Source organism: Waltera sp. (assembly GCF_046969025.1).
GTDB lineage: Bacteria > Bacillota > Clostridia > Lachnospirales > Lachnospiraceae > Acetatifactor > Acetatifactor acetigignens.
This window is the reverse complement of sequence record NZ_JBKVQF010000008.1, coordinates 105,493-127,224: the sequence shown is the minus strand read 5'-3', so window position 1 is coordinate 127,224 and position 21,732 is coordinate 105,493. Positions and strand designations below refer to the sequence as shown.

At 46.0% G+C, this 21,732-nt stretch carries 21 protein-coding genes; 5 read left to right on the top strand and 16 right to left on the bottom strand.

Annotated elements, in window-relative coordinates:
- Positions 1 to 3: 3 nt before the first annotated feature.
- The 10 genes from ACLTOH_RS06280 to ACLTOH_RS06235 form a co-directional block, all read right to left on the bottom strand.
- Positions 4 to 879 (bottom strand): ROK family protein, encoded by an 876-nt coding sequence (locus ACLTOH_RS06280; RefSeq protein WP_412223645.1) that lies wholly within the window; start codon positions 877 to 879, stop codon positions 4 to 6.
- Between the two features lie 19 nt (positions 880 to 898).
- A complete protein-coding gene (locus ACLTOH_RS06275; protein ID WP_227733287.1) occupies positions 899 to 2,404 on the bottom strand; it encodes a sugar ABC transporter ATP-binding protein in 1,506 nt (501 codons plus the stop codon).
- Positions 2,401 to 3,465 carry a sensor histidine kinase gene (locus ACLTOH_RS06270; RefSeq protein WP_227063777.1) on the bottom strand — a complete coding sequence of 355 codons (1,065 nt, stop codon included), beginning with the start codon at positions 3,463 to 3,465 and terminating at the stop codon, positions 2,401 to 2,403. Before ACLTOH_RS06270 ends, ACLTOH_RS06275 begins: the two co-directional genes overlap by 4 nt.
- An 11-nt stretch (positions 3,466 to 3,476) precedes the next feature.
- Entirely contained in the window at positions 3,477 to 5,051 is a 1,575-nt protein-coding gene (locus ACLTOH_RS06265; RefSeq protein WP_227063775.1) for a response regulator transcription factor, read from the bottom strand.
- Positions 5,052 to 5,193: 142 nt separating this feature from the next.
- Positions 5,194 to 6,186 (bottom strand): ABC transporter substrate-binding protein, encoded by a 993-nt coding sequence (locus tag ACLTOH_RS06260; RefSeq protein ID WP_330672186.1) that lies wholly within the window; start codon positions 6,184 to 6,186, stop codon positions 5,194 to 5,196.
- 56 nt (positions 6,187 to 6,242) lie between these two features.
- The gene (locus tag ACLTOH_RS06255) at positions 6,243 to 7,256 is read right to left on the bottom strand and encodes an ABC transporter permease (protein ID WP_227063772.1); all 1,014 of its coding nucleotides are present in this window, start codon (positions 7,254 to 7,256) and stop codon (positions 6,243 to 6,245) included.
- Positions 7,257 to 7,288: 32 nt separating this feature from the next.
- The gene (locus tag ACLTOH_RS06250) at positions 7,289 to 8,806 is read right to left on the bottom strand and encodes a sugar ABC transporter ATP-binding protein (RefSeq protein WP_227063771.1); all 1,518 of its coding nucleotides are present in this window, start codon (positions 8,804 to 8,806) and stop codon (positions 7,289 to 7,291) included.
- A gap of 193 nt (positions 8,807 to 8,999) precedes the next feature.
- Positions 9,000 to 9,542: a hypothetical protein gene (locus tag ACLTOH_RS06245; RefSeq protein ID WP_227063769.1), complete on the bottom strand. Its 543-nt coding sequence runs from the start codon at positions 9,540 to 9,542 to the stop codon at positions 9,000 to 9,002.
- A complete protein-coding gene (locus tag ACLTOH_RS06240) occupies positions 9,454 to 10,401 on the bottom strand; it encodes a permease prefix domain 1-containing protein (RefSeq protein WP_227733286.1) in 948 nt (315 codons plus the stop codon). The genes ACLTOH_RS06245 and ACLTOH_RS06240 overlap by 89 nt, the downstream gene beginning before the upstream one ends.
- A gap of 2 nt (positions 10,402 to 10,403) precedes the next feature.
- Positions 10,404 to 10,739 (bottom strand): PadR family transcriptional regulator, encoded by a 336-nt coding sequence (locus ACLTOH_RS06235; protein WP_227063764.1) that lies wholly within the window; start codon positions 10,737 to 10,739, stop codon positions 10,404 to 10,406.
- A gap of 190 nt (positions 10,740 to 10,929) precedes the next feature.
- Here ACLTOH_RS06235 and ACLTOH_RS06230 point away from each other — a divergent pair, with 190 nt between their 5' ends.
- Positions 10,930 to 11,778 carry an SDR family oxidoreductase gene (locus ACLTOH_RS06230; RefSeq protein WP_227063762.1) on the top strand — a complete coding sequence of 283 codons (849 nt, stop codon included), beginning with the start codon at positions 10,930 to 10,932 and terminating at the stop codon, positions 11,776 to 11,778.
- Positions 11,778 to 13,055, top strand: a complete 1,278-nt coding sequence (locus tag ACLTOH_RS06225) for a dicarboxylate/amino acid:cation symporter (RefSeq protein WP_227733285.1) — start codon at positions 11,778 to 11,780, stop codon at positions 13,053 to 13,055. Before ACLTOH_RS06230 ends, ACLTOH_RS06225 begins: the two co-directional genes overlap by 1 nt.
- Before the next feature lie 116 nt (positions 13,056 to 13,171).
- On the opposite strand, the gene ACLTOH_RS06220 is transcribed toward ACLTOH_RS06225, so the two are convergent.
- The 4 genes from ACLTOH_RS06220 to ACLTOH_RS06205 form a co-directional block, all read right to left on the bottom strand.
- Positions 13,172 to 13,822 (bottom strand): potassium channel family protein, encoded by a 651-nt coding sequence (locus ACLTOH_RS06220; RefSeq protein ID WP_022154058.1) that lies wholly within the window; start codon positions 13,820 to 13,822, stop codon positions 13,172 to 13,174.
- A gap of 31 nt (positions 13,823 to 13,853) precedes the next feature.
- Positions 13,854 to 15,215, bottom strand: coding sequence for a TrkH family potassium uptake protein (locus ACLTOH_RS06215; protein WP_118539038.1), 1,362 nt, complete (start codon positions 15,213 to 15,215; stop codon positions 13,854 to 13,856).
- Between the two features lie 175 nt (positions 15,216 to 15,390).
- Positions 15,391 to 16,083, bottom strand: coding sequence for a response regulator transcription factor (locus ACLTOH_RS06210; protein ID WP_022154060.1), 693 nt, complete (start codon positions 16,081 to 16,083; stop codon positions 15,391 to 15,393).
- Positions 16,084 to 16,156: 73 nt separating this feature from the next.
- Complete coding sequence (locus tag ACLTOH_RS06205; protein WP_412223643.1) at positions 16,157 to 17,644, bottom strand: ATP-binding protein; 1,488 nt, start codon at positions 17,642 to 17,644, stop codon at positions 16,157 to 16,159.
- A 282-nt stretch (positions 17,645 to 17,926) separates the two neighbouring features.
- Between ACLTOH_RS06205 and ACLTOH_RS06200 the strand changes: the two genes are divergently transcribed.
- Together ACLTOH_RS06200 and ACLTOH_RS06195 are read left to right on the top strand one after the other, a co-directional pair.
- Positions 17,927 to 18,322 carry a transcriptional repressor gene (locus tag ACLTOH_RS06200; RefSeq protein WP_118545923.1) on the top strand — a complete coding sequence of 132 codons (396 nt, stop codon included), beginning with the start codon at positions 17,927 to 17,929 and terminating at the stop codon, positions 18,320 to 18,322.
- A gap of 111 nt (positions 18,323 to 18,433) precedes the next feature.
- Entirely contained in the window at positions 18,434 to 18,976 is a 543-nt protein-coding gene (locus ACLTOH_RS06195) for an NADH peroxidase (protein ID WP_022154063.1), read from the top strand.
- A 163-nt stretch (positions 18,977 to 19,139) separates the two neighbouring features.
- Here ACLTOH_RS06195 and ACLTOH_RS06190 read toward each other — a convergent pair whose 3' ends face one another.
- Positions 19,140 to 19,991 carry a DUF11 domain-containing protein gene (locus ACLTOH_RS06190; RefSeq protein ID WP_022154064.1) on the bottom strand — a complete coding sequence of 284 codons (852 nt, stop codon included), beginning with the start codon at positions 19,989 to 19,991 and terminating at the stop codon, positions 19,140 to 19,142.
- A 167-nt stretch (positions 19,992 to 20,158) separates the two neighbouring features.
- Between ACLTOH_RS06190 and ACLTOH_RS06185 the strand changes: the two genes are divergently transcribed.
- A complete protein-coding gene (locus ACLTOH_RS06185) occupies positions 20,159 to 21,097 on the top strand; it encodes an ion transporter (protein WP_412223640.1) in 939 nt (312 codons plus the stop codon).
- Here the strand turns inward: ACLTOH_RS06185 and ACLTOH_RS06180 are convergent.
- The gene (locus ACLTOH_RS06180; RefSeq protein WP_412223638.1) at positions 21,094 to 21,726 is read right to left on the bottom strand and encodes a DUF4340 domain-containing protein; all 633 of its coding nucleotides are present in this window, start codon (positions 21,724 to 21,726) and stop codon (positions 21,094 to 21,096) included. The genes ACLTOH_RS06185 and ACLTOH_RS06180 overlap by 4 nt on opposite strands.
- Between the last annotated feature and the right edge of the window lie 6 nt (positions 21,727 to 21,732).

Sequence of the window (21,732 nt, the reverse complement as noted above, 5' to 3'; positions counted from 1 at the left end):
AGATTATCCCTCCAATGCTCTTCTCGCCAGTTCCAGGCATCCCATGATGCCCTGATCATCATGCAGTGACGCAGGTACTACATAATGCTCCGGATCCTCCAGTTCTTCTGTTATCACATAGCCATTGATATAGGTAATCAGCTTTTTGCGTATTAATGGGAATAGTTGCTCCTGATGCATGACACCGCCTCCGAGAATGATCATTTCCGGAGAAAGTACCATCACATAATTTGTCAATGCCTGCGCAAGGTAGTCTGCCTCCAGATCCCATACTTCCGGACAATCTGCCAGTTCCACTGCTTTTTTGCCCCATCTGGCTTCTATGGCAGGACCAGCCGCCATTCCTTCCAGACAATGATCCTTGTGATAGGGGCATTTTCCTTCATAATGGTCTGTATCCCGTTTTGTGATGAGGATATGTCCTGCCTCAGGATGAAGCATACCGTGCAGCAGCTTCCCGTCAATATACACGCCTGCTCCGATTCCGGTTCCCACGGTCAAATACATGACGCAATGTTTCCCTTTTGCCTGCCCGAAAGTAACCTCACCCAGTACTGAACCATTTACATCGGTATCAAATCCCATAGGACATTTTAACGCTGCTTTCATGCTTCCCAAAAAATCAAAGTTTGTCCATGCAAGTTTAGATGTGGTAGTAATATATCCATATTTTTCCGATGCTGGATCCAGTTCCACCGGTCCAAAACTTGCAATTCCCAATGCGTCTATCTGCTTGTCCTGAAAATATGCGATCAATTTCGGAATGCTCTCTTCCGGCGTCGTTGTAGCTATAGATACCTGCTCATAGATCTTTCCTGTTTCATCTCCGATGGCACAGACCATTTTTGTTCCGCCCGCTTCTAATGCTCCCAATTTCATAGTGATTCCTTCTTTCTTTTTATTTTTTATCTTCCGATCTATTCCCATAGGTTTTCTGATATAAATGCAGCCAGGGTGTATGCTCTGGCAATCTGGAGAAATCCTTTTGATCATAGATTTCCTGAATCTGTCCATTCCGTATCCGGATCAGACGGTCAGCCAGAGCCAGAGAATCGGCAAGATTCACCGCCAGGATCACCACTGCAATATTTTTTTTCAAAAACCGTTCCATCAGCTCCCAGATATGACTGCGCACGGACACTTCCGCATTTTTAAACGGCTGTACGCACAACACGACCTGCGGATGCTGCATCAGAATTCTCGTATATACCAGATCATACTTCTGCTGCCTGGTCAGGTTCCACACCGGAGTGTCAAATACGTCCTCCCCCAACAGATCTTTTTGTTCCTCCTGGATACTTCTCCGGATTCCAGACTGATTCCACACACCCCGGATTCGATGATCCATGGTAAAACATAGGTTATCAAAATAACTCATATGAGGAAACAGCATAGTCTCTGTGGGTAGCTCCTGGATTACCGCAATATCTCTGTTTTTCTCACTTTTTTGTGTCCCTTTCGTCAGATAAAAGCTTCCTTTCTCTGGAATCTCTCCTTGAAACAGCTCCACAAAATCAGCAATGCAACGATTATCCAGATCCTGCAATACAACGCATTCTCCCTGCCCGACCCGAATCGTAATATCTTTCAGATTACCATATTGTATCTTATCCATGATCAATACGGTCTGTCTGTCTGTATCTGCTTCCTGTCGTCTATGTTGAGATCTCACCCACCTGTCATATTCCTCCACACTCTGTAGCGGAAATGTATCAGGAATCGGATCACCTCTCTGAAACGTTTTGATGATCTGCCCGTTTACCATTAATGCCATACGATCACACAGATAGGTTGCTTCTTCAAAATGAGCCGTGATGTAAATGAAAGAAATTCCTCTTTCTGCGTACAGTCGTATGATCCTGTGCAATTCCTCCAGTTCGCTCTCGCTAATAAAAGTACTGACATTTTCCAATACGATCAGCTGACTTCCTGCCACCACCGCTTTCAAAACTTCTGTCACAAACTTTTGAAATATTGTCAGTTCGCTGACATAAGCCCCCGCCGGGATATTGATCCCGATTTCATCCAGAAAAGGCTGCAGCAGTCGTTCCAACATTCCCGGATGAATCAGATACTTATGAAATCCTCTCCGCAGGACAAAAATATTGTCTACCACGGTTAGATCCTCCGCCAGACTGCTTTTGTTGCGGATGATACTGATCCTGTTCGTCCGGTTATGCGACCTCTGCCACTGATTGACCAATTGCTCACGATAATATACATATCCGTAGTGAAGCGGCATATTTTGTTGCAACAGTTTGAGAAAAGCATCCATTCCATAACGATTGACCGGGATCAGACCGAATACCTCTCCCTTTCGTACCGTTATATTAAAATTATCCAGGAGAATTCTTCCCTGTTCCTTGTAGGTCACCTTCTCCATGCGCAGCACTTCCCTGATCAACAGTAGTTTTCCTGCCTTTCTTCCATATGAATCAGATTACGATCACTGTAGATTACAGGAATTCTTATCTTCACATCCGTGCCAATCTCCGGCATAGAATACACATGAATTCCATATTCTTCTCCAAATAGTAAATGGATACGGTTATTGACATTTACCAGTGCGATCCCGCCTTTTGTCTCGGATTCTCCCGTTGCGAGAATACCTCCGCTTTTTTGCAATCTTTCATTGATATCCGCTACTTTGCGTTCTTCCATGCCGTTGCCGTCATCCGAGATACACAGAAGCAGACAACTTTCCGTCATTTCCAGTAGGATCCGGATATGTCCCGTTCCCAGTTTGCACTCTGTCCCATGAATGATACTATTTTCCAGGATCGGCTGCAAGGTCAGTTTGGGGATACGACAGCTGTAAATCGCTGCTTTTTCCTCGGGATCACATTCAACGGAAAGCTGCAGTCTGTCGCCGAAACGATACTGCTGAATTTTAAAATAAGTCATACAGTTCTGCAATTCTTCTTCCACTGACACCAGATTTTCTACTTTGCTGATGGTATAGCGGAAAAAAGTGGCCAATGCCTCTGTCATATCTGCGACACTTACCAGTCCTGCAATCAGTGCCTCACTACGGATGCTCTCCAATGTATTATATAAAAAGTGGGGATTGATCTGATTTTGTAATGCCAGATACTGTGCCTGTCTCTTATTCAGGTTCAGCATCTCCTGTGACTGCATCAGATACTGCATTTTGCTGACCAGACTCTCCAGCTCCGGAGAAATGTGGATCCCATCTTCTCCCACCAGATTGCTGGTGGTATAACCGTCCAGAAATAATTCTATCCGCTTCTCGATACGCCGGTAAGGCAGCCATATCTCCACTACAGCATAGCAGATACCAAGCACCAACAGGCACCCTCCAAAGATCACCGGGAACCAGCCTGCCCCATTCCCCCTGATTTTTTCATAGATAAGATATCCCAAGAGCGCAGCCAGAAACAACACCATAAAACTCCACGCACACAATGTCCGAAAGTTCAGATAATGCATTTTTCCCTGCTTCATACGCTCTCCTCTCAACCGTACAGCTTCCGGTACTCTGCCGGATTTACGCCGGCAATCTTATGAAAAGTCTGGGTAAAATGCTTTCTGTCATTATATCCTACCCGCTCACAGATCTCGGTCACAGACAATCCTGTTTCTCTCAACAGCGTTTTAGCCTCATCCATTCTTACCCGCATCAGATATTTGGCAAACCCTTCTCCTGTTTCCTTCTTAAATAGGGCACTAAAATATGCTACACTGAAACCCACATGGTCACATACTTCTTCCAATGTAATATTTTCCGCATAATGTTTGTGAACATACTGCTTTGCCTGGCGGATCGGCCGGGAAGTCTCCCCCTGTCTGGCTTCCAGAGCTTCTGTCATCAGTTCTTCCTGCAGCGTTGACAGTTCATGAAACAATTCTTCCGCAGAGCCACAATGCATACACTTTTCTTCAAATATAGTGGGAGATGTAGCTCTTACACGCACAATAAAAAATCTTCCTGCTGACAGCACCGTTTCCTGAATTTCCCGTCCTCTGACATCCGGTACACTCATCACCGCATTTTTCAGTTCTTCTCCGCACTTGCTGGCTTCTGCCGGATCCAGAACTTCTATGGCATGTTCCATTTCTTTACAATATCGATCCAGAATATCCTGCATTGGTAATCCGGATGCCGGAGGTACTTCTTCCAGAAGTCTTCCCCAGCCTTCCACGATCCTCTCCCGAATCGCAAGCTCTGCTTTTCTTATGGATGCGGTCAATTGTTCCGCATCCACTGTCACACCGCCAATGGCAAGTGAAAATCTTACCGGTCCCAACATGGAACGGTTCGCTTCCAGTTGTCGCAAAAATTCCAAAAGCAAAGTTCTTATTTTATCCGTATCTTCTTTTATAAAATTAAGAATACCATACCCGGAATCTTTCACATAATCAAAAAGGCAGTCATTACAGTTTTTTGACAGGCAATGATAGAACAACTCTTTCGTTTTTTCACAGATCACAGTCTGTGCTGCCTTACTCATTTGTTCCGGATCATATCCTGCTTTCACCACTATGGCCTGATAACAATCAGCTTCCGCCTTAAAATAATAGTTCTCCTGCAGCTGCACTGCGGTTGGATTATAGGCATCTTCTACAAGATCCTTCAGCAACGCATATCTGAGGCGATTTACATCGCTCTCACTGACTCTCCGCTCAGCCATTTCCATACCCTGGGCAGATTTCTTTGCATCCAGCCGCTCACCAATTTTTCGCAGTGTTTCGTTCAATTCGTCCTGTTTAATAGGTTTTAAAAGGTAATTTCCCACACCAAGGGAAAGCGCATTTCGTGCATACTCGAAATGTGCATATCCACTGATAATGATGATTTCCAGTTCCGGACATATCTTTTTTGCATTTTTTATCAGCTCCAGCCCGTCCATTCCCGGCATGCGAATATCCGTGATCAGAATGTCCGGTCTATATTGCTGCAGCATATCCAGTGCCTGTATGGCATTTTCTGCCTGTGCCGCCATCTGCATTCCCAGTTTGTCCCACTCGACCAATGCCTGGACAAGCTTGCAGATCAGCTTCTCGTCATCTACGATCATTACCTTCCACATAATTTTATCCTCATTATTAGCCTTTTTTTCCATAAATATAGATTTATTTTAGCACTCGTTTAAATGCAATTCAACAGGAATATCCCATATTTCCGGATATTCCTGTTGAATTTTTATATTTATGGAAGAGAAAAGATTTTGCTTACTGCTGTTTGGTCAGAACAGATACTCCTGTATCGGTTACAGCACCACCGAGACTTTCACCATTGATGGCTTTTACAGCTGCTTTTACACCTTCATAACCCATAACATCGGGATTCTGAGCCATGGTACACAGCAGATATCCGTCATCGATCAGACCCAGGATAGCATCAGACTTATCAAAGCCTACACCGATTACGTTATCCTTACCGGAAGCCTTGATGGCGTTACCGGCGCCGGTGGTGGAACCTTCGTTACATCCGAAGATACCTACAACGCCCTGGGTAATATAGTTCTCTGCAATACTTTGGGATTTTGCTGCATCGCCTTCGCCGTACTGAGTCTCCAGAAGTTCGAAATCAGTTCCTTCAAATGCAGAACGGAAACCTTCTTCTCTCATAACGCAGGAATCGGTTGCTGCATTTACATTGATGATACCAATGGAACCACTGGTGACACCTGCATCTGCCAATGCTTTCTTCATCTCTTCACCTGCTGTCTTACCTGCAGCATTGTTGTCGGTAGAGAAAGTAGCTTCTGCGGATACGTTCGCAGGGGAATCTACGTAAATCAGCTTAACGCCTGCATCTGATGCCTCTCTCAGTGCGGAAGAAATCGCATCGGGACCGTTTGCTGCTACGATGATAGCCTGTGCACCTGCACTGACTGCGTTGTTTACACACTCGATCTGCTGAGCATCATCCTTGGTATTGGGAGCCATAAACTGAACTGTTACACCCAGCTCTGCTGCTGCCTTCTGTGCGCCCTCATTCAGAGTTACCCAGTGCTGATCCAGAGAATCCATGGTGATCAGAGCGATCAGAGTGGTTCCTGCGTCTGTTGCAGTTGAAGCCTGCTCTGTGGTGGTGGATGCTGCCGCACTGTTCTGTGCCTCACCGGTGGCTGCGGTTCCTGCGTTGTTGCTGCTGCCACATCCGGTCAGCATTGCTGTTGTCATGCATAATGCACAAGCTACTGATAATACCTTTTTCATTTTGTAAACCCTCCTTAAAAGTGTTCATTGATTTATCTTAGCATCTTAATTGATGTCTAATTCTTAGCCGGTTTCTTCTTAAATACACCATTCCTTACAACAACATCCAGAAGTACTGCAAACACTACGATGATACCGATAACCAGTCTCTGGATACCTACCTGGGCGCCAATCATATTCAGGCCATTCTCCAGTGTCTGCCATACGGAAGCACCTGCCAGAGTTCCCAACAGCAATCCGGTTCCTCCCAAAGGAGAAATACCACCGATAACGCCTGCGGCTACCGCATACATCTCGTACATGTTACCGGCTTCCATGTTACCCATTCCGGCCTGACCGCAGAGGATCAATCCTACCACAAAAGAACAGAATGCACTGACCAGATAGGTCTTGGTGGTGGTCTTTACTACGCTGACGCCGGACAGCTTTGCTGCATCCACATTGGAACCGATGGCATAAATATGTCTGCCGGTACGTGTTTTGGACAGCAGAAAGAAGAATACGATAAAGATAATAATTGCAATCCAGAAAGTATTGTAAACGCCCAATGTTTTACCATAGTAGAAAACATTCTGGAAAGTCTCTCCGGCATCTTTGCCGACACCGGATGCGATGGCATCCGTATTACGGTTGCCGTTTACCATGTAAGCAACACCTCTTGCTACAAACATGGTTCCCAGAGTAGCAATGAAGGGAGGCAGTTTCCACTTACCTACCAGAATACCATTCAGTACCCCGATGATCATGCAACATACAAAAGTAATCAGGATAGCTACTACAGGGTTCACACCCATGGTCATCAGTGTTGCTGCGATCATGGCACTCATACCTACCACAGATCCAATGGACAGATCGATATTACCGGTGATCAGCACATAACTCTGACCAATACCAATGATCAGATACTTTGACATGGATCGTAACAGGTTCATTACATTCTGACCGGAAAATACGGCCGGATTTATAATACCAAAAGCGATATAGATGATGATCAGACCGGCAAAAGCGGTAAGGGCTCCTCCCATTCCTCTGATCGCAAAAATTCTTTTCAACGGACTTTGCTTTTTCATAATGATATTTTCACCTTTCTTATGGTTATAATTTAAGCGTTAGCTGCGATCTTCTTCTCGAACTGGGTTGCCAGGGTCAGGATCTCATTCTGCGTTGTGTTTCTGGCATCCAATTCCCCAGTAATCCTTCCATCACACATTACAATGATACGATCGGCTATTCCCATGACTTCCGGCATCTCCGAAGATACGAACATTACGGCAATTCCCTGTTTTTTCAGTTCGTTCATGAGGTTATAGATTTCAACCTTTGCTGCCACGTCGATTCCTCTGGTGGGTTCATCGAAGATAACGACTTTTGAATTCCGTGCCAGCCATTTTCCTACGACTACCTTTTGCTGATTACCACCAGATAAGTTACCGGCATTGATGTCCACGTTCGGTGTTTTGATCTTCAGGTTTTCTACTGCCTCGTCACACATCTGATCTTCCTTCTTGCTGCTGACTACTCCCAGTTTGTTGCAGAGAATATCCAGATTAGGTAATGCAATATTGTGCCGGATGCTCAATTTGGTACACAATCCATCCTTTTTCCGGTCTTCCGGTGCCAGTACGATTCCTGCGCGGATTGCATCATTGGGATTTGTAATTTTTAATGTTTTCCCTTCCAGAATGATCTCTCCGCTGTCCTTTGGATCCACTCCGAAGATTGCTCTTGTCGTTTCTGTTCTTCCAGCACCCATCAGTCCGGCAAAGCCCACGATCTCGCCTTCATACAATGCGAAATTGATATCCCGCACCATGCGACCTGCGTTTAATCCCTTGACTTCCAGAATCTTTTCCCCTTTTTTACACGACTCTCTCGGGAACTGTTCCTTGATCTCTCGTCCTACCATATTGGCTATAATCTGGTCCATCGTGGTATCTTTGAAATTCATGGAAGTAATATACTGTCCGTCTCTCATGATGGTCACACGGTCTACAATATGCTGAAGCTCTTCCAGTCTGTGGGATATGTATACAATACCGCATCCCTTGGATCGCAGATCCTTAATAATGCGGAACAGATCATCTATTTCCTTTGCTGTCAGTGCGGATGTGGGTTCATCCATGATCAGGATTCTCGCATTGACCGACAATGCTTTGGCAATTTCGACCATCTGCTGTTTGGATACCGGCAGTTCTCCCACGACCTGCTTCGGGTCAATATCGATTTTCAGATCATTTAATATCCGGGAGGCTTCCGCTTCCATATCACCGTTTGCCAATACAATACCTTTTGTCTTCTCCCTGCCTAAGAACATGTTCTCTGCTACGGACAGGTGCTTACACATATTCAGTTCCTGATGGATAATAGCAACTCCGGCTTCCTGTGCCTGTTTCGGTGTCAGATCCCCATACTCCTTGCCAAAGATTTCCAGGCTTCCACTGTCTCTGGTATACACACCGCTCAGAATCTTCATCAGCGTACTCTTGCCGGCGCCATTCTCTCCCAACAGGGCCATGACTTCTCCGGATCGCAATTCAAACTGTACATGATCCAGTGCTTTTACTCCCGGGAAGCTTTTGCATATATCCTTCATGGATACTATGACTTCTTTTTCACTCATACCTTCTCTTCGTCCTTCCCTTCCATTAATAAATAGGCTAATTTTAGCTGTTTTTTGCGTTCCCCTTAACTTTATGTTAACAGTATAGCAAAAGCCCCCTTCAAAGATAAGGGGACTATCTTTCTTATTGAAGGGGGTTTTTTATGCACTATGAATATGAAATTCTAAATTACACCTTTGTACCTATACAAGTTTACGATTCTGTTTTTGTTTCTCTTCTTTTTATATCGGCAGTTTGTATACCAGTTTTTCTTTCCAGCTCTTCCATCATGACATTGCTGTTACGAAAGACACATAAAATCACTCCCACCATCAGGGAATTGGCCAGACAGTTCCCCAGCCCATAAGCCAGAAATGGAATGGATATGGTGTAGTAAATGCCAAATCCAAAATTCACCAGAACCGCATTGACGATCCGAAGCATGATGCTCAGACTGCACACACTGCCCAACAGCAATGCCGCACGATTACTCTGACGCAGAGCGACACGGAGTGCATAAAGCGCAAAAGCAAACAGTGCCACGATCACCAATACTCCCACAATGATACCAAACCACAGGAAAATGCTGTGAATAATGTAGGTTGTACAGCTCTCCTGTGACAGGGACCATGTCCCGTTATTTTGATCTGAGGTAAAAAGTAATGCCTCACTGATCTTTCCCCCACCCAACAATGAAAAGCCATGCTGTTCCTGCTGAATATTGCTGGCAATATAACCGGTCTCCCCTTTTCCCATCCGGTAAACCATCCGCCGCCAAATAGAGTAATCTCTTTTTTCCCGGCAGAATGCCCCGTTTGATGGCAAGGAACAAAATTACGATAGATAACAAGAAAGCTTCCATCATACCGGCAGAGCAGGTAATATCCTGCGATAACAGCAGCACCGCTGCCAGATACACCGCATCCAGAATCAGGATTACCTTCCAGCTTAAGGTTCGCATGCGATACAAAAGCAAGGCATACAGAACCGGAAGAAACATCCACAGCAGATAGACAGCTTCGTATCTGTCATGATAACTGCCACTCCACATATGTGTCCCCAGCATACTGCCTGCCAGCCCTGCAGCTATAAAAAGCGCCGTCAGCCCATAGCTGAAACGTACCAGTTTCATATAGTTTCCATAGAGAAGTCCGAGAATCAGCAACAGTCCGATTCCGTTATACAGGATCGTATTACGCAGATAATTTTCCGCTCCCACCGTCTCCATATGGGAAAACAAGATTCCCTGCATGACAATTCCCACCAGTGTCAGTATCACCGTGATGCCAAACAACACTGTCGGAAACTTCGGCCTGTGGATCCGGTTCAATTCCCTGCCGGTCTGCAGCGGATCCCCCATCTGGCGTACCGCTTCCTGTGCGGCTGCCAGGGGTGTCATTCCCTCCCGGTGGTAGTCCTCCGTCTGTTCCTCAATGTGATTGCCAATCTCCCTGCGGATTGCGCATCTGGCATGGGGATTCTCGATCTGTTCTCCTATGGCATCCAGATAATCCCGGATGCTTCCGGCATTCCGCCAATCCGTATTCTCTTCCGCCGCCGGTTGTTCTGCCTCCTCATGCGCTGCCAGCACTACCCTTTTTTCTTCCTTTCCCATAATCAGCACCCTCTCTGAAGACTCAACACTCCGGAAACTGCAGTCTGGTATTCCTGCCATTCCTTCTTCTTTTCTTCCGCATGCTTTTTTCCTGCAGGAGTCAGCTGGTAGTATTTTCTCGTCTTGCCGGAAGTATTGTCCTCGTAAGACACCACATCTCCACGGCTCTCCAGCGAGTGCAGCAGAGGATACAGTGTCCCGGCCTTTAGTTCGAAGACATTGTTAGATCTCTCTCGCAGTGCCTCAATCATCTCATAGCCATACATGTCCTTGGTCTCCAATAGACGCAGGATCATCATTGCCATACTTCCCTGTACCAGATTCCTATCGATTGCCATATGTATACGCTCCTCTCTATATGGGCTTTCTACACACAATATATATCGTCAGTCTATATATGCCAAGGAAATTATTCTCACTTCTCTTTTGTGCTTTCTTTCGCACGGTATCGTATGCTATACTGTTCCCAGATATTTTCTTGATCATTTCTACAAAACCCAACATTATATAAAATAAAGGAGGTATACAATGAAAAAAATATGGATCGTCGGTTCCCTCGGTCACATGGGGCAGGCGTTGATCAGGTTGTTAGACATGATGGAATATGAATTATACGAGACCGACAAGGATGAGCTGGATATCACGGATGAACATGCAGTTTCCCTGTTCATGCACCGGAATCGTCCCGATGTCGTCATCAACTGTGCAGGATATCATCCTTCCGCCGGTGCAGCGCAGTCGGAGACGGATATGGCTTACAAGGTCAATGCCGTAGGTGCAAGGAATCTGGCGCAGTCTGCGGAAAGCATTCAGGCAAAACTCATCCAGATCTCTACGGATGATGTATTTTCCAGCGCATCCGACACACCCTATAATGAGTTCGATGATGTAAATCCTGTGGGCTTGTTTGCGAAATCCAAATATGCCGGAGAGAAATTCGTCATCCAACTGATGACCCGCTATGTCATTATCCGCAGTTCCTGGATCTACGGCATCGGCAAAGACTTTTTGAATGAAGTACTGGAAGCTGCCGCGGACTCCCAGGTATCTACTATGGAACTGCTAAATAACGACCGTGCGGTACCTACCTCCGCCGCAGAGCTTGCCCGGGTGGTGAAATTCTTCATCGACAACGATCATTACGGCATCTATCACGCCGTATGCAGTGGCGGTTCCTGCACACGCCTGGAATTTGCGAAAGAGATCCTGCGTCTTGCCGGAAAAGAGGACCGGCTTACTGTCACAGTAAAAGACGGCACCCCGGAGAAATATTCCGTACTGGATAATATGATGCTGCGTCTCACCGGCATCGAAGAACCCAGTGGCTGGAGAGAGACACTGGCTTCCTACATGAAAGAAACCGGAGGACTGGAATAGTGGAAAAACACAAAAAAGAAAAGAAAAAACTCGGTCTGTCCACCAAAATCTTTATTGCCCTGTTAACCGGTGCGGTATGTGGTGTACTGATCCATTATTATATGCCGGAAGGGTACTTCAGAGATACGATTCTGATCAACGGTATTCTCTATGTACTGGGAAATGGTTTTATCCGCCTGATGCAGATGCTGGTGGTCCCTCTGGTATTCTGCTCCCTGGTCTGCGGCGCAATGGCCATCGGTGATACGAAAACGTTGGGAACTGTGGGTGTGAAAACGATCCTGTTCTATCTGTGCACCACTGCCTTGGCGATCTGCGTGGCACTGGGTATTGCCAGTCTGATCAATCCCGGCGTCGGTTTAAATATTGCGTTGCCGGAGGATGCCACCGAAGTCGCAACCACCCAGGTAGATTTTGCGGAGACGTTGTTGAATATTATTCCGAAAAATATTTTTACCTCTCTGTCCGCCGGAGATATGCTGCCAATCATCTTCTTTGCTTTATTTGTTGGCATTCTTCTGGCTGCCATGGGCAACCGGGTCTCCACTGTGGCGAACTTTTTCAGTCAGTTCAATGACATTATGATGGAAATGACGATTGCAGTCATGAAAGCTGCCCCTGTCGGTGTCTTCTGCCTGATTGCGAAGACCTTCGCAGGCATCGGCTTCGACGCTTTTGTGCCTATGCTGAAATATATGGGAAGTGTCATTCTGGCGCTGGCAGTACAGTGTTTCGTGGTATATCAGGTCATGCTGTTTGTGTTCACCCGCTTGAATCCTTTTAAGTTCATTAAAAAGTTCTTCCCGGTTATGACCTTTGCCTTCTCCACTTCCACCAGTAATGCGACGATCCCTCTGTCTATCGACACTCTGTATAAAAAAATCGGTGTCTCCAAACAGATTTCGTCCTTTACGATTCCTCTGGGTGCCACCATTAACATGGACGGTACTTCCATTATGCAGGGCGTAGCAGTTGTTTTCATAGCACAGGCTTACGGTATTCCTCTGACCCCGGCTGCCATTGCTACCGTCATTGCCACCGCGACGATCGCTTCCATCGGCACTGCCGGTGTCCCCAGTGTCGGTCTGGTCACCCTGTCCATGGTACTGACCTCCGTGGGACTGCCTACCGAAGGCATTGCACTGATCATGGGTATCGACCGTATCCTGGATATGCTGCGTACCGCTGTCAATATCACCGGTGATGCCGTATGTACCACTATCGTGGCTAAGCAACAGGGTGCCTTTAACGAGAATACTTTCCGGGCAGATAACTGATCACCTGTTTACAGCTTTCCAGATGGCTGTCACCGTATAAAAAAAAGAGTGAAACATTCTGTCTTGTGCTCAAGTGCACCGTCAGAAGTTTCACTTTTTTATAGCTCGCAGCTATTCTATTTCAGTTTATTGAGTTTTGCCCGGTTGGCAATAACGATCAGCCGCATATCCTGTGTCAGAGGTTCTTCCGGATCGATATTGGTATTTACATTTTTTCCTTCGATGATCGCCACCACGTTAATGGAATATTTTTTCCGCAGATTCAGCTCGATCAGGTTCTTCCCGATCCACTGCTGTTTGACTTCCATTTCCACCATAGACACATCCTGGGACAATTCGATAATGTCCATGAAACCGGAGCTTAACAGATTTTTGGCCAGGTGGATCCCTGACTCACTCTCGGGGAATACTACACGGTCTGCTCCTACTTTCGTAAGGATCTTGCAGTTTATCTCAGTGGCGCATTTGGCGATAACGGTCTTTACGCCCAGTTCTTTACACAGCATGGTTGCCATAACACTGGCTTCCAGATGATTTGCCATGGTCACAATGACCACATCAATATTCGCAATACCGATCTGTCTCAACGCTTCCGGATCTGTAACATCTGCACATTTACAGTATGGAATCTCTGAGATTGCCGCATTGACAACTGCCTCTCTATTGTCTACCGCCACCACCTCTGCGCCGTTCTCTGCCAACTCCTTCGCCACACTTCTTCCATATCTTCCAAGTCCAAATACTGCATAGGTCTGATTGATTCCCATAGTCTCTTCCTTCCTGTTGCTTCGATCTGCTTTATCCGACGCTGATCTCTTCTGTCGGGTTCTTCACAATATTTTTGTTCTTTTTCTGCGTGCTGAATGCCACTACCAGAGATATGGGGCCGACTCTTCCCAGATACATGGTCACGATAATAATCAGTTTTCCCCAAAGATTCAGCATGGAAGTCAGGTTCCTGCTTAATCCCACAGTAGCTGTGGCACTCACTGTTTCATACACAATATCTATCACATCCGCATCTGTCACTGCAGATAAAAGAATTGTGGACAACGACGCAATGATAAAAAACATACCTACAACCGCTACCGATTTATTCACCGCCTGCTTCGGAATATTTCTCCCAAAAAGCTCCGCATCCTCCTTATTACCTATAGTGGCAAACATAGATACCAGCAGCACTGCGATCGTAACTGTCTTCATTCCTCCTGCGGTTCCCACCGGAGAGCCGCCGATCAGCATCAAAAGCACCGAAATGATCGCAGAGGTATTGGTCAGATCCTCTTGTGGAATTGTGGCAAAACCTGCGGTTCGCGTAGTTACTGCCTGGAACAGGGATGCCCAGATCCGTTGCGGCACCGTGTAATCCTGCATCGTCAGAGGATTATTGTATTCAAAAATATAAAATGCCGCCGCTCCCACTACAATAAGTATTCCTGTCACCGTGAGTGCTATTTTACTGTGCAGTGTCAGCAGTCGGAAACATTTCAGCTTCTGGCTCCGGATATTTTTCAAAACCCGCAGTACATCCCACCAGACGATATAGCCCAAACCTCCCAATATGATCAACAGCATCGTGACCAGATTGACCATGGGCTGAAATACATAGCCGCACAGACTGTCTTCCGCCATAATATCCATTCCGGCGTTGCAGAAGGCAGATACGGCATTAAAAATCGAAATCCATATGCCTCTGAGTCCGTATCCCGGCACAAATACTGTCATGTACAAAAGAGCTCCGCATCCCTCCACCACCAGAGTACCTATGAGAACCTTGCGGAGGAATTTCACGATTCCGGAGATATTATTCAGATTAAATACATCCTGCAGCATCCACCGGTTACCCAGTCCCAGTCGTCTGTGCAGTCCCATCATCACACCGTACATGACCGTAATGACTCCCAGACCTCCCAACTGGATCAGAAACAGGATCACGATCTGTCCCCAGACGCTCCAGGTGGAATATGTGGGAACCGTCACCAGACCGGTCACACATATGGATGTGGTAGCCGTAAATAAAGCATCTATATAAGGAACCGCTTCTCCGGTAGCTGAACTGATGGGTAATGCCAGTAGGAAGCTACCCACTAATATGGCACACAGAAAGCTAAGCATGATCTTCTGTGTCGTAGACAACTGTATTATTTTTTTACTGTTCATAACACACTCCATTCCGCCGATGCTTTATCTCATCAGTGGAATCGCTAATCAAATTTCACGGGTGCAATCCGCAATGCTATGATTATAACACACTTTTAGATAAAAAACTCCTATTGGAGACAGTTTGTTGCTGTATCCATCATAGGAGTTCTCTTCTGATCTTATTTTTCTTCTTTTATACTTTAAATCGGTAGCCCACACCCCAGATGGTCTCGATATACTGAGGCTTTGCAGTATCTTTTTCGATCTTCTCACGGATCTTCTTGATATGCACTGTGACGGTGGCAATATCACCGATAGAATCCATATCCCAGATCTCACGGAACAATTCTTCTTTGGTAAATACATGGTTCGGATGCTCCGCCAGGAACGTCAGCAGATCGAATTCCTTGGTCGTAAACGTCTTCTCCACACCGTCCACATAGACACGTCTTGCAGTCTTATCAATACGGATACCACGGATCTCCACGATATCATTCTGCTGCTTCTGGTTAGTTCCCACCAGTCTCTCATAACGGGCCATGTGCGCCTTCACACGGGCTACCAGTTCACTGGGGCTGAAAGGTTTGGTCATATAGTCATCCGCACCCAGCCCTAAGCCGCGGATCTTATCAATGTCGTCCTTCTTCGCAGATACCATGAGAATGGGAATATTTTTCTCCTCGCGGATCTTCTTACATACTTCGAAGCCGTCCATGCCGGGCAGCATCAGGTCCAGAATGATCAGATCATAATCGCCTGCCAGTGCGGTCTTCAGTCCCTCATCGCCGGTATTGCAGATATCGACCTTGAAATCACTGAGCTCCAGATAATCCTTCTCAAGATCTGCAATTGCTACTTCATCTTCAATAATTAAAATCTTACTCATTATTTATCCTCCATTTACAGAATGTCCTTGTATTATCGATTATCATGCCATTTCTGTTTCATTCCCTTATTCATTACTTGGTTCCACCCGGCTGCAGCTCAATATATTTTCTCAATACAAAATGCATACAGGTTCCTTCCCCTTCTTTGGCTGTCGCCCATACATAACCGCCATGATCCTCAACAATTTTTTTAACAATGGATAATCCGATGCCACTGCCGCCCTGGGCGGAATTGCGCGAAGCATCCGTGCGGTAGAACCTCTCGAAGATCTTCTGCAGATCCTTCTGTGCGATTCCCTTGCCGTTGTCCTCGATCTCTACCCGGATGGAATCCACTTCGTCAAGAATACGGATATCAATATGCCCGTCAGGCTTGTCCATATATTTTACGCTGTTACTGATAATATTATTGATGACCTTCTTCATCTGCTCCGGATCCGCGATGACAACTGTGTCAGGAGATACCAGATTCGAATAGTTCAGCTTGATACCCCGCTGCTCCAGATCCAGTCCGACTTCTTCCACACAGTCACCGAAATAATCCGCCACGTTGATCCGGTGGAAATTGTACGGGATCCGGTTATTATCAATTCCGGAATAAGTGGTCAGCTCGTTGATCAGACGATCCATATCAATGGCTTTATTGTAGATGGTCTTGATGTATTTGTCCATCTTCTCCGGCGTGTCTGCCACGCCGTCCATGATTCCTTCCACATAACCCTTAATGGCTGTGATAGGGGTCTTCAGATCATGGGAAATATTGCTGACCAGCTCTTTGTTCTGCTTCTCATGCTGAATGTTCTCTTCTGTGGATTCCTTCAGCCGCAGACGCATATCCTCGTAATTGCGGTAGAGATCACCGATCTCCCCCTTGGCATCTGTCTCCAGAACATAATCAAAGTTGCCTTCCTTGATCTTGCGCATTGCCACGTTCAATTCATTGATGGGTTCAAATACGCCCTTGTGGATCCACTGGGTCAGCATCAGGCTGGTGAAGATCAGGATCACTATGATAGCCACGAACATATCGATCAGCAGATGTCTCGAGATCAGCGAATTGACCTTCGTGACGATAAATACGCTGCCCGGTGTTCCATCCCGGAAAGTGAAATCAATCTGTTTTACATACTTCTCCAGTTCATTGTAGAAATATCCGCTGTCATCCGACAGATTCTCTTCACCGTAGGCAGGCAGTTTTTCAAAAATCTTCTGTGCGGCATCTTTATTGCCGGCATAATACATCTTATCACCTTTTCTTACAATAATGTAAGTAGACTTCCGCGATACCTCCTCATTAATATGATCCAGATATTCTTTATCTTCCAGCCTGCTGCTGTCTTCCTTCACCTGGTCCAGCAGCACATAATACGCCTGATCCGTGGTATTGGTGAATTCCCTGAAATTCTCCGACATCATGGAATAATCAATATCCGTCAGGCTGAGACCCTGAGAGTAATTCATCAGGTAAATGGCAATCATCACAAACGCCATGATCGTCAGCAACAGCGGAAGTAATATAATACTTATAAATGTTACACGAAGTCTGGTTTTAAATTTCATATTACTCTTGCCTTTCAGCAAACTGCAAACTTTCCGTGACTTTAGTGCCATGTACTTCTGTACACGGTGTAACACAAGTTTGCGCATGTTAATTTATGTTTTATACTTTGCTTTCGCTCATTATAGCATGATTCCCAACTTCTGTGTATAAAGGAAGCAAGAATATCATTAAAAAAATATAAACAAAATTTTTTCATTTTTCTGTTGACATTATTCTCGCATCATGTATAATAAGCTTATAAGAAACAGTAATCATTACTATTATTGAGAAAGGGGCTTATCATGGCACTGAAACGAAGCAGACAACGGGAAATGATCAAATCCTTTCTCATGGGACGCAAGGATCACCCTACCGCTGATGTGATCTATTCTAATCTGAAGCAGCAGGATCCGAACTTAAGTCTCGGTACCGTCTACCGTAATTTGACACTTTTGTCAGACATGGGAGAAATCTTACGACTCCGGGTCGGTGACGGTGTTGACCATTTTGATGCCGATACTTCCGAACATTATCATTTTGTGTGTACGGAATGCGGAAGCGTCATTGATCTGGACATGGATAGTATTGATTCCATCATGGAGACAGCCGGAGAGAGATTTGACGGCCGGATCCGGGGACATATCACTTATTTCTATGGCACTTGTCCCGCCTGCACCAGGGTTGCTACGAAGTCCTAGTTTTCTGAATGAAAACAGACTTCGTTCCATAATATATTTGTGCTGATAAAGCACACGCAAAAAGAGAAAACTAAAAACAAAACATTTCATTTGAGAAAAGGAGAAAAAATTATGGCAAAGTATGTATGTCAGGTATGTGGTTATGTTTATGAAGGAGATGCGGCTCCCGCAGAGTGCCCCATCTGTCACGCTCCCGCTTCCAAGTTCACCAAGCAGGAGGAAGGTAAGACCTGGGCTGCTGAGCATGTAGTAGGTGTAGCGAAGGGTGCTCCCGAGGATATCATTGCAGATCTGCGTGCGAACTTCCAGGGCGAATGCTCTGAGGTTGGTATGTATCTGGCAATGGCAAGAGTAGCTCACAGAGAAGGTTATCCCGAGATCGGTCTGTACTGGGAGAAGGCTGCTTACGAAGAAGCTGAGCACGCTGCAAAATTCGCTGAGCTGTTAGGTGAAGTCGTAACCGATTCCACCAAGAAGAATCTGGAGATGAGAGTAGATGCCGAGAACGGTGCAACCGCAGGTAAGTTTGATCTGGCTAAGAGAGCCAAGGCTCTGAACCTGGATGCTATCCATGACACCGTTCATGAGATGGCTCGTGATGAGGCAAGACATGGCAAGGCATTTGAGGGTCTGTTAAAGAGATACTTTGGCTAAGCTACAAGCCATGCAAGGATAAAATAAAAAGTCACCGGAAGGACATTTATGTACTTCCAGTGACTTTTTATTTTAGATTTATACGGCGACAGCCGTCCATGAGCAAGTCACGCAGTGACTGCGAATGGGTTGCATGGCGCCAGCCTTAGGAGCGCGACAGCCCTTATACGGTTCCGGAGATCACCAGCGTGCTGACGCCGGGGTTGATCCCCCACGCTCCTGTAACGGGATCCTGGGTGTAAGTCGCTGCGGGTACGGTAATACCTCCTGCAGTTCCGGTAAATAATCCGGTAGTCGTATCATACGTATAGTTTGTTCCCTCTGCCCATGCAGTTCCATTAAAATTCACAGTCAGATTCTCCAATACGGGATTAAAGGTATCTGTGATCACGACACCGGTAGCTGCATCTGCTGCCGTATTCCCCAGATTCTGTATCAGGAACGTATACGTCAATGTTCCATTCTCTGTCACGGGTACGGGACTGACGGACTTTGTGATCGTAAGAAGCGGTCCGCTTACCGCATTTACTGTCTCGTTCACAGTAACAGGAGTGACCCCTGCCCCGGCAATCGTCGCCGTATTCGTAATGGAAGCCTCTGCTGCCAGCGGTGCATAAGAGTTCACCTCAGCCTCATAGGTAAGTGTCACATTACCTCCCGCAGGCACGGTAATTCCCGTGATTGTCAGAGGAGGGCCTGCCGTTACAGCCGGTGTTGCCTGTAAAATTCCGTTTGCATAGTATTTTACGGTCCCCGGAATATACGTCAGAGGTGTCAGTTCTCTGGTATTAAACAAATACTCTCCCAGATTATCCGTTACTGTAATTCCGTTAAATGCTGTAGTGCCTGAGTTCACAATGCTGATCACATACGTCACATTTTCATTCTGCCCGTAGGTATCCCGCACTGCTGTCTTGGTTGCAGACAATACCTCCGTGATCTCACCCACTGCTATATTGGAGTTTGTAATCTCATTTCCATAGCGAAGCTGTGCCTGATTTGTAAATCTAGCCATATATTTTTGTATCCTTTCATTGTATTTGGATTTACTATAATATATGACTGTTTTTAAGAAAGTTGACGGATTCTGTCACTGCATTTCTTGACTTTCCTCTTCCACCTCCGTATGATGGAATCACAAGCATTCCCTTGCGCTGCCCCGGAAAACAATGAGGATTCAACATGAAGAAAAAAGTATTTAACATCATCCAGATCGGCGACAAAAGTAACCGTCTGAGCCGGCTCTTTGATATTTTTATTGCTATCGTTATCTGTGCAAATATTCTGGTGACTTTTCTGCAAACCTTTGATGAGCTTGCTTTTTTATTTCCGATATTTCATGTGGTCGAGGTTCTCACTATTCTGATCTTCTGTGTGGAATATATCCTGCGGATCTGGACTGCGGACTATCTATATCCTGATAAAAACGAGTTCCGCTCCCGGCTGCGGTTTCTGATCTCCTTCGACGGCATTATCGACCTGTTGACAATTTTACCCTTTTTCTTCCTGTCCGGTATGGTCATCTTCCGGATGCTGCGGGTGGCAAGGATCTTTCATTTGTTCCGCCTGAATGCACGGTATGATTCCTTCAATGTCATCACTACGGTATTGTATGAAAAACGCAATCAGATCATTTCCTCCGTGTTCATCGTACTGATCCTGATGCTCGCCAGCAGTCTGTGCATGTACAGCGTGGAGCATGATTCCCAGCCGGAAGTATTCCGCAATGCCTTCAGCGGTATCTGGTGGAGCATGTCAACGCTGCTCACCGTAGGCTACGGAGACATCTATCCCATCACCACACTTGGCCGGATCATGGCGATCTGTATCGCCTATCTCGGTGTCGGTGCCGTGGCTATCCCCACCGGTATCATCAGTGCCGGCTTTGTGGAACAGTACCAGCGCAAAAGCAGTCTCTCTAATATTAAAGAAGCAGATATTCATGAGATCGCCGAGATATTCGTAGATAAACGTTTCGCCGGCAAATCCGTGGAGGAAATGGAAGAGGCAGAACAGGTCACGATCTTCCTCATTCTGCGGGAAGATCTGTCCATTCTGCCTCAAAAAGATACGATATTAAGGTTAAATGACATCATTGTCATTCGTGGGGAGCATTCCTAATCTGCTTCCGTCGCTGCAGTTTCCGTTTCCACAGCTTCCGTGGTTTCTGTTTCAGCAGTCTCCGTCGCTTCGGTACTTTCTGTTTCTTCGGTAGTCTCCTCCACCAGATCATCCAGTGTATAATTGAAGCCTGTCACCACGTTGGTGGCCACGACATACACTTTCATTTCCGAAGGAAATGCAATGTAATACTGGCTGGTCATGGAATTCAGATTACCGACATTAATGATCACGCTGCGATCTGCAGTCTCGTACTGAATGGTACGCTCCGGGTTCGCCAGTCCATACTGTGACATATCCGTCACATTTTCAATCACCTGATCTGCCTTTAACGGTGCCACCTTCAGGATCATAGCCTTGATACGCTCCTGGTTCAGATTCAGGGAATGATCGTCCGCATAGTACCATGTATCATCCTCTTTTTCAAAGGCATAGGGCTCTCCCTCATATACATAGCTAAAGCTGGTAATATCATCGGAGTTCACATCCAGCACCGTCTCCTGTGTATCCTCGGTGGTGGAAGTCGCGGACGATGCATTTTTATTATACTGTCGGATGCCTAGGAATGCTGCCGCCAGAACCACCAGTGCCAGCAGCATTCCGATCATCTGTCTTTGTTTCTTTTTCATATCTAT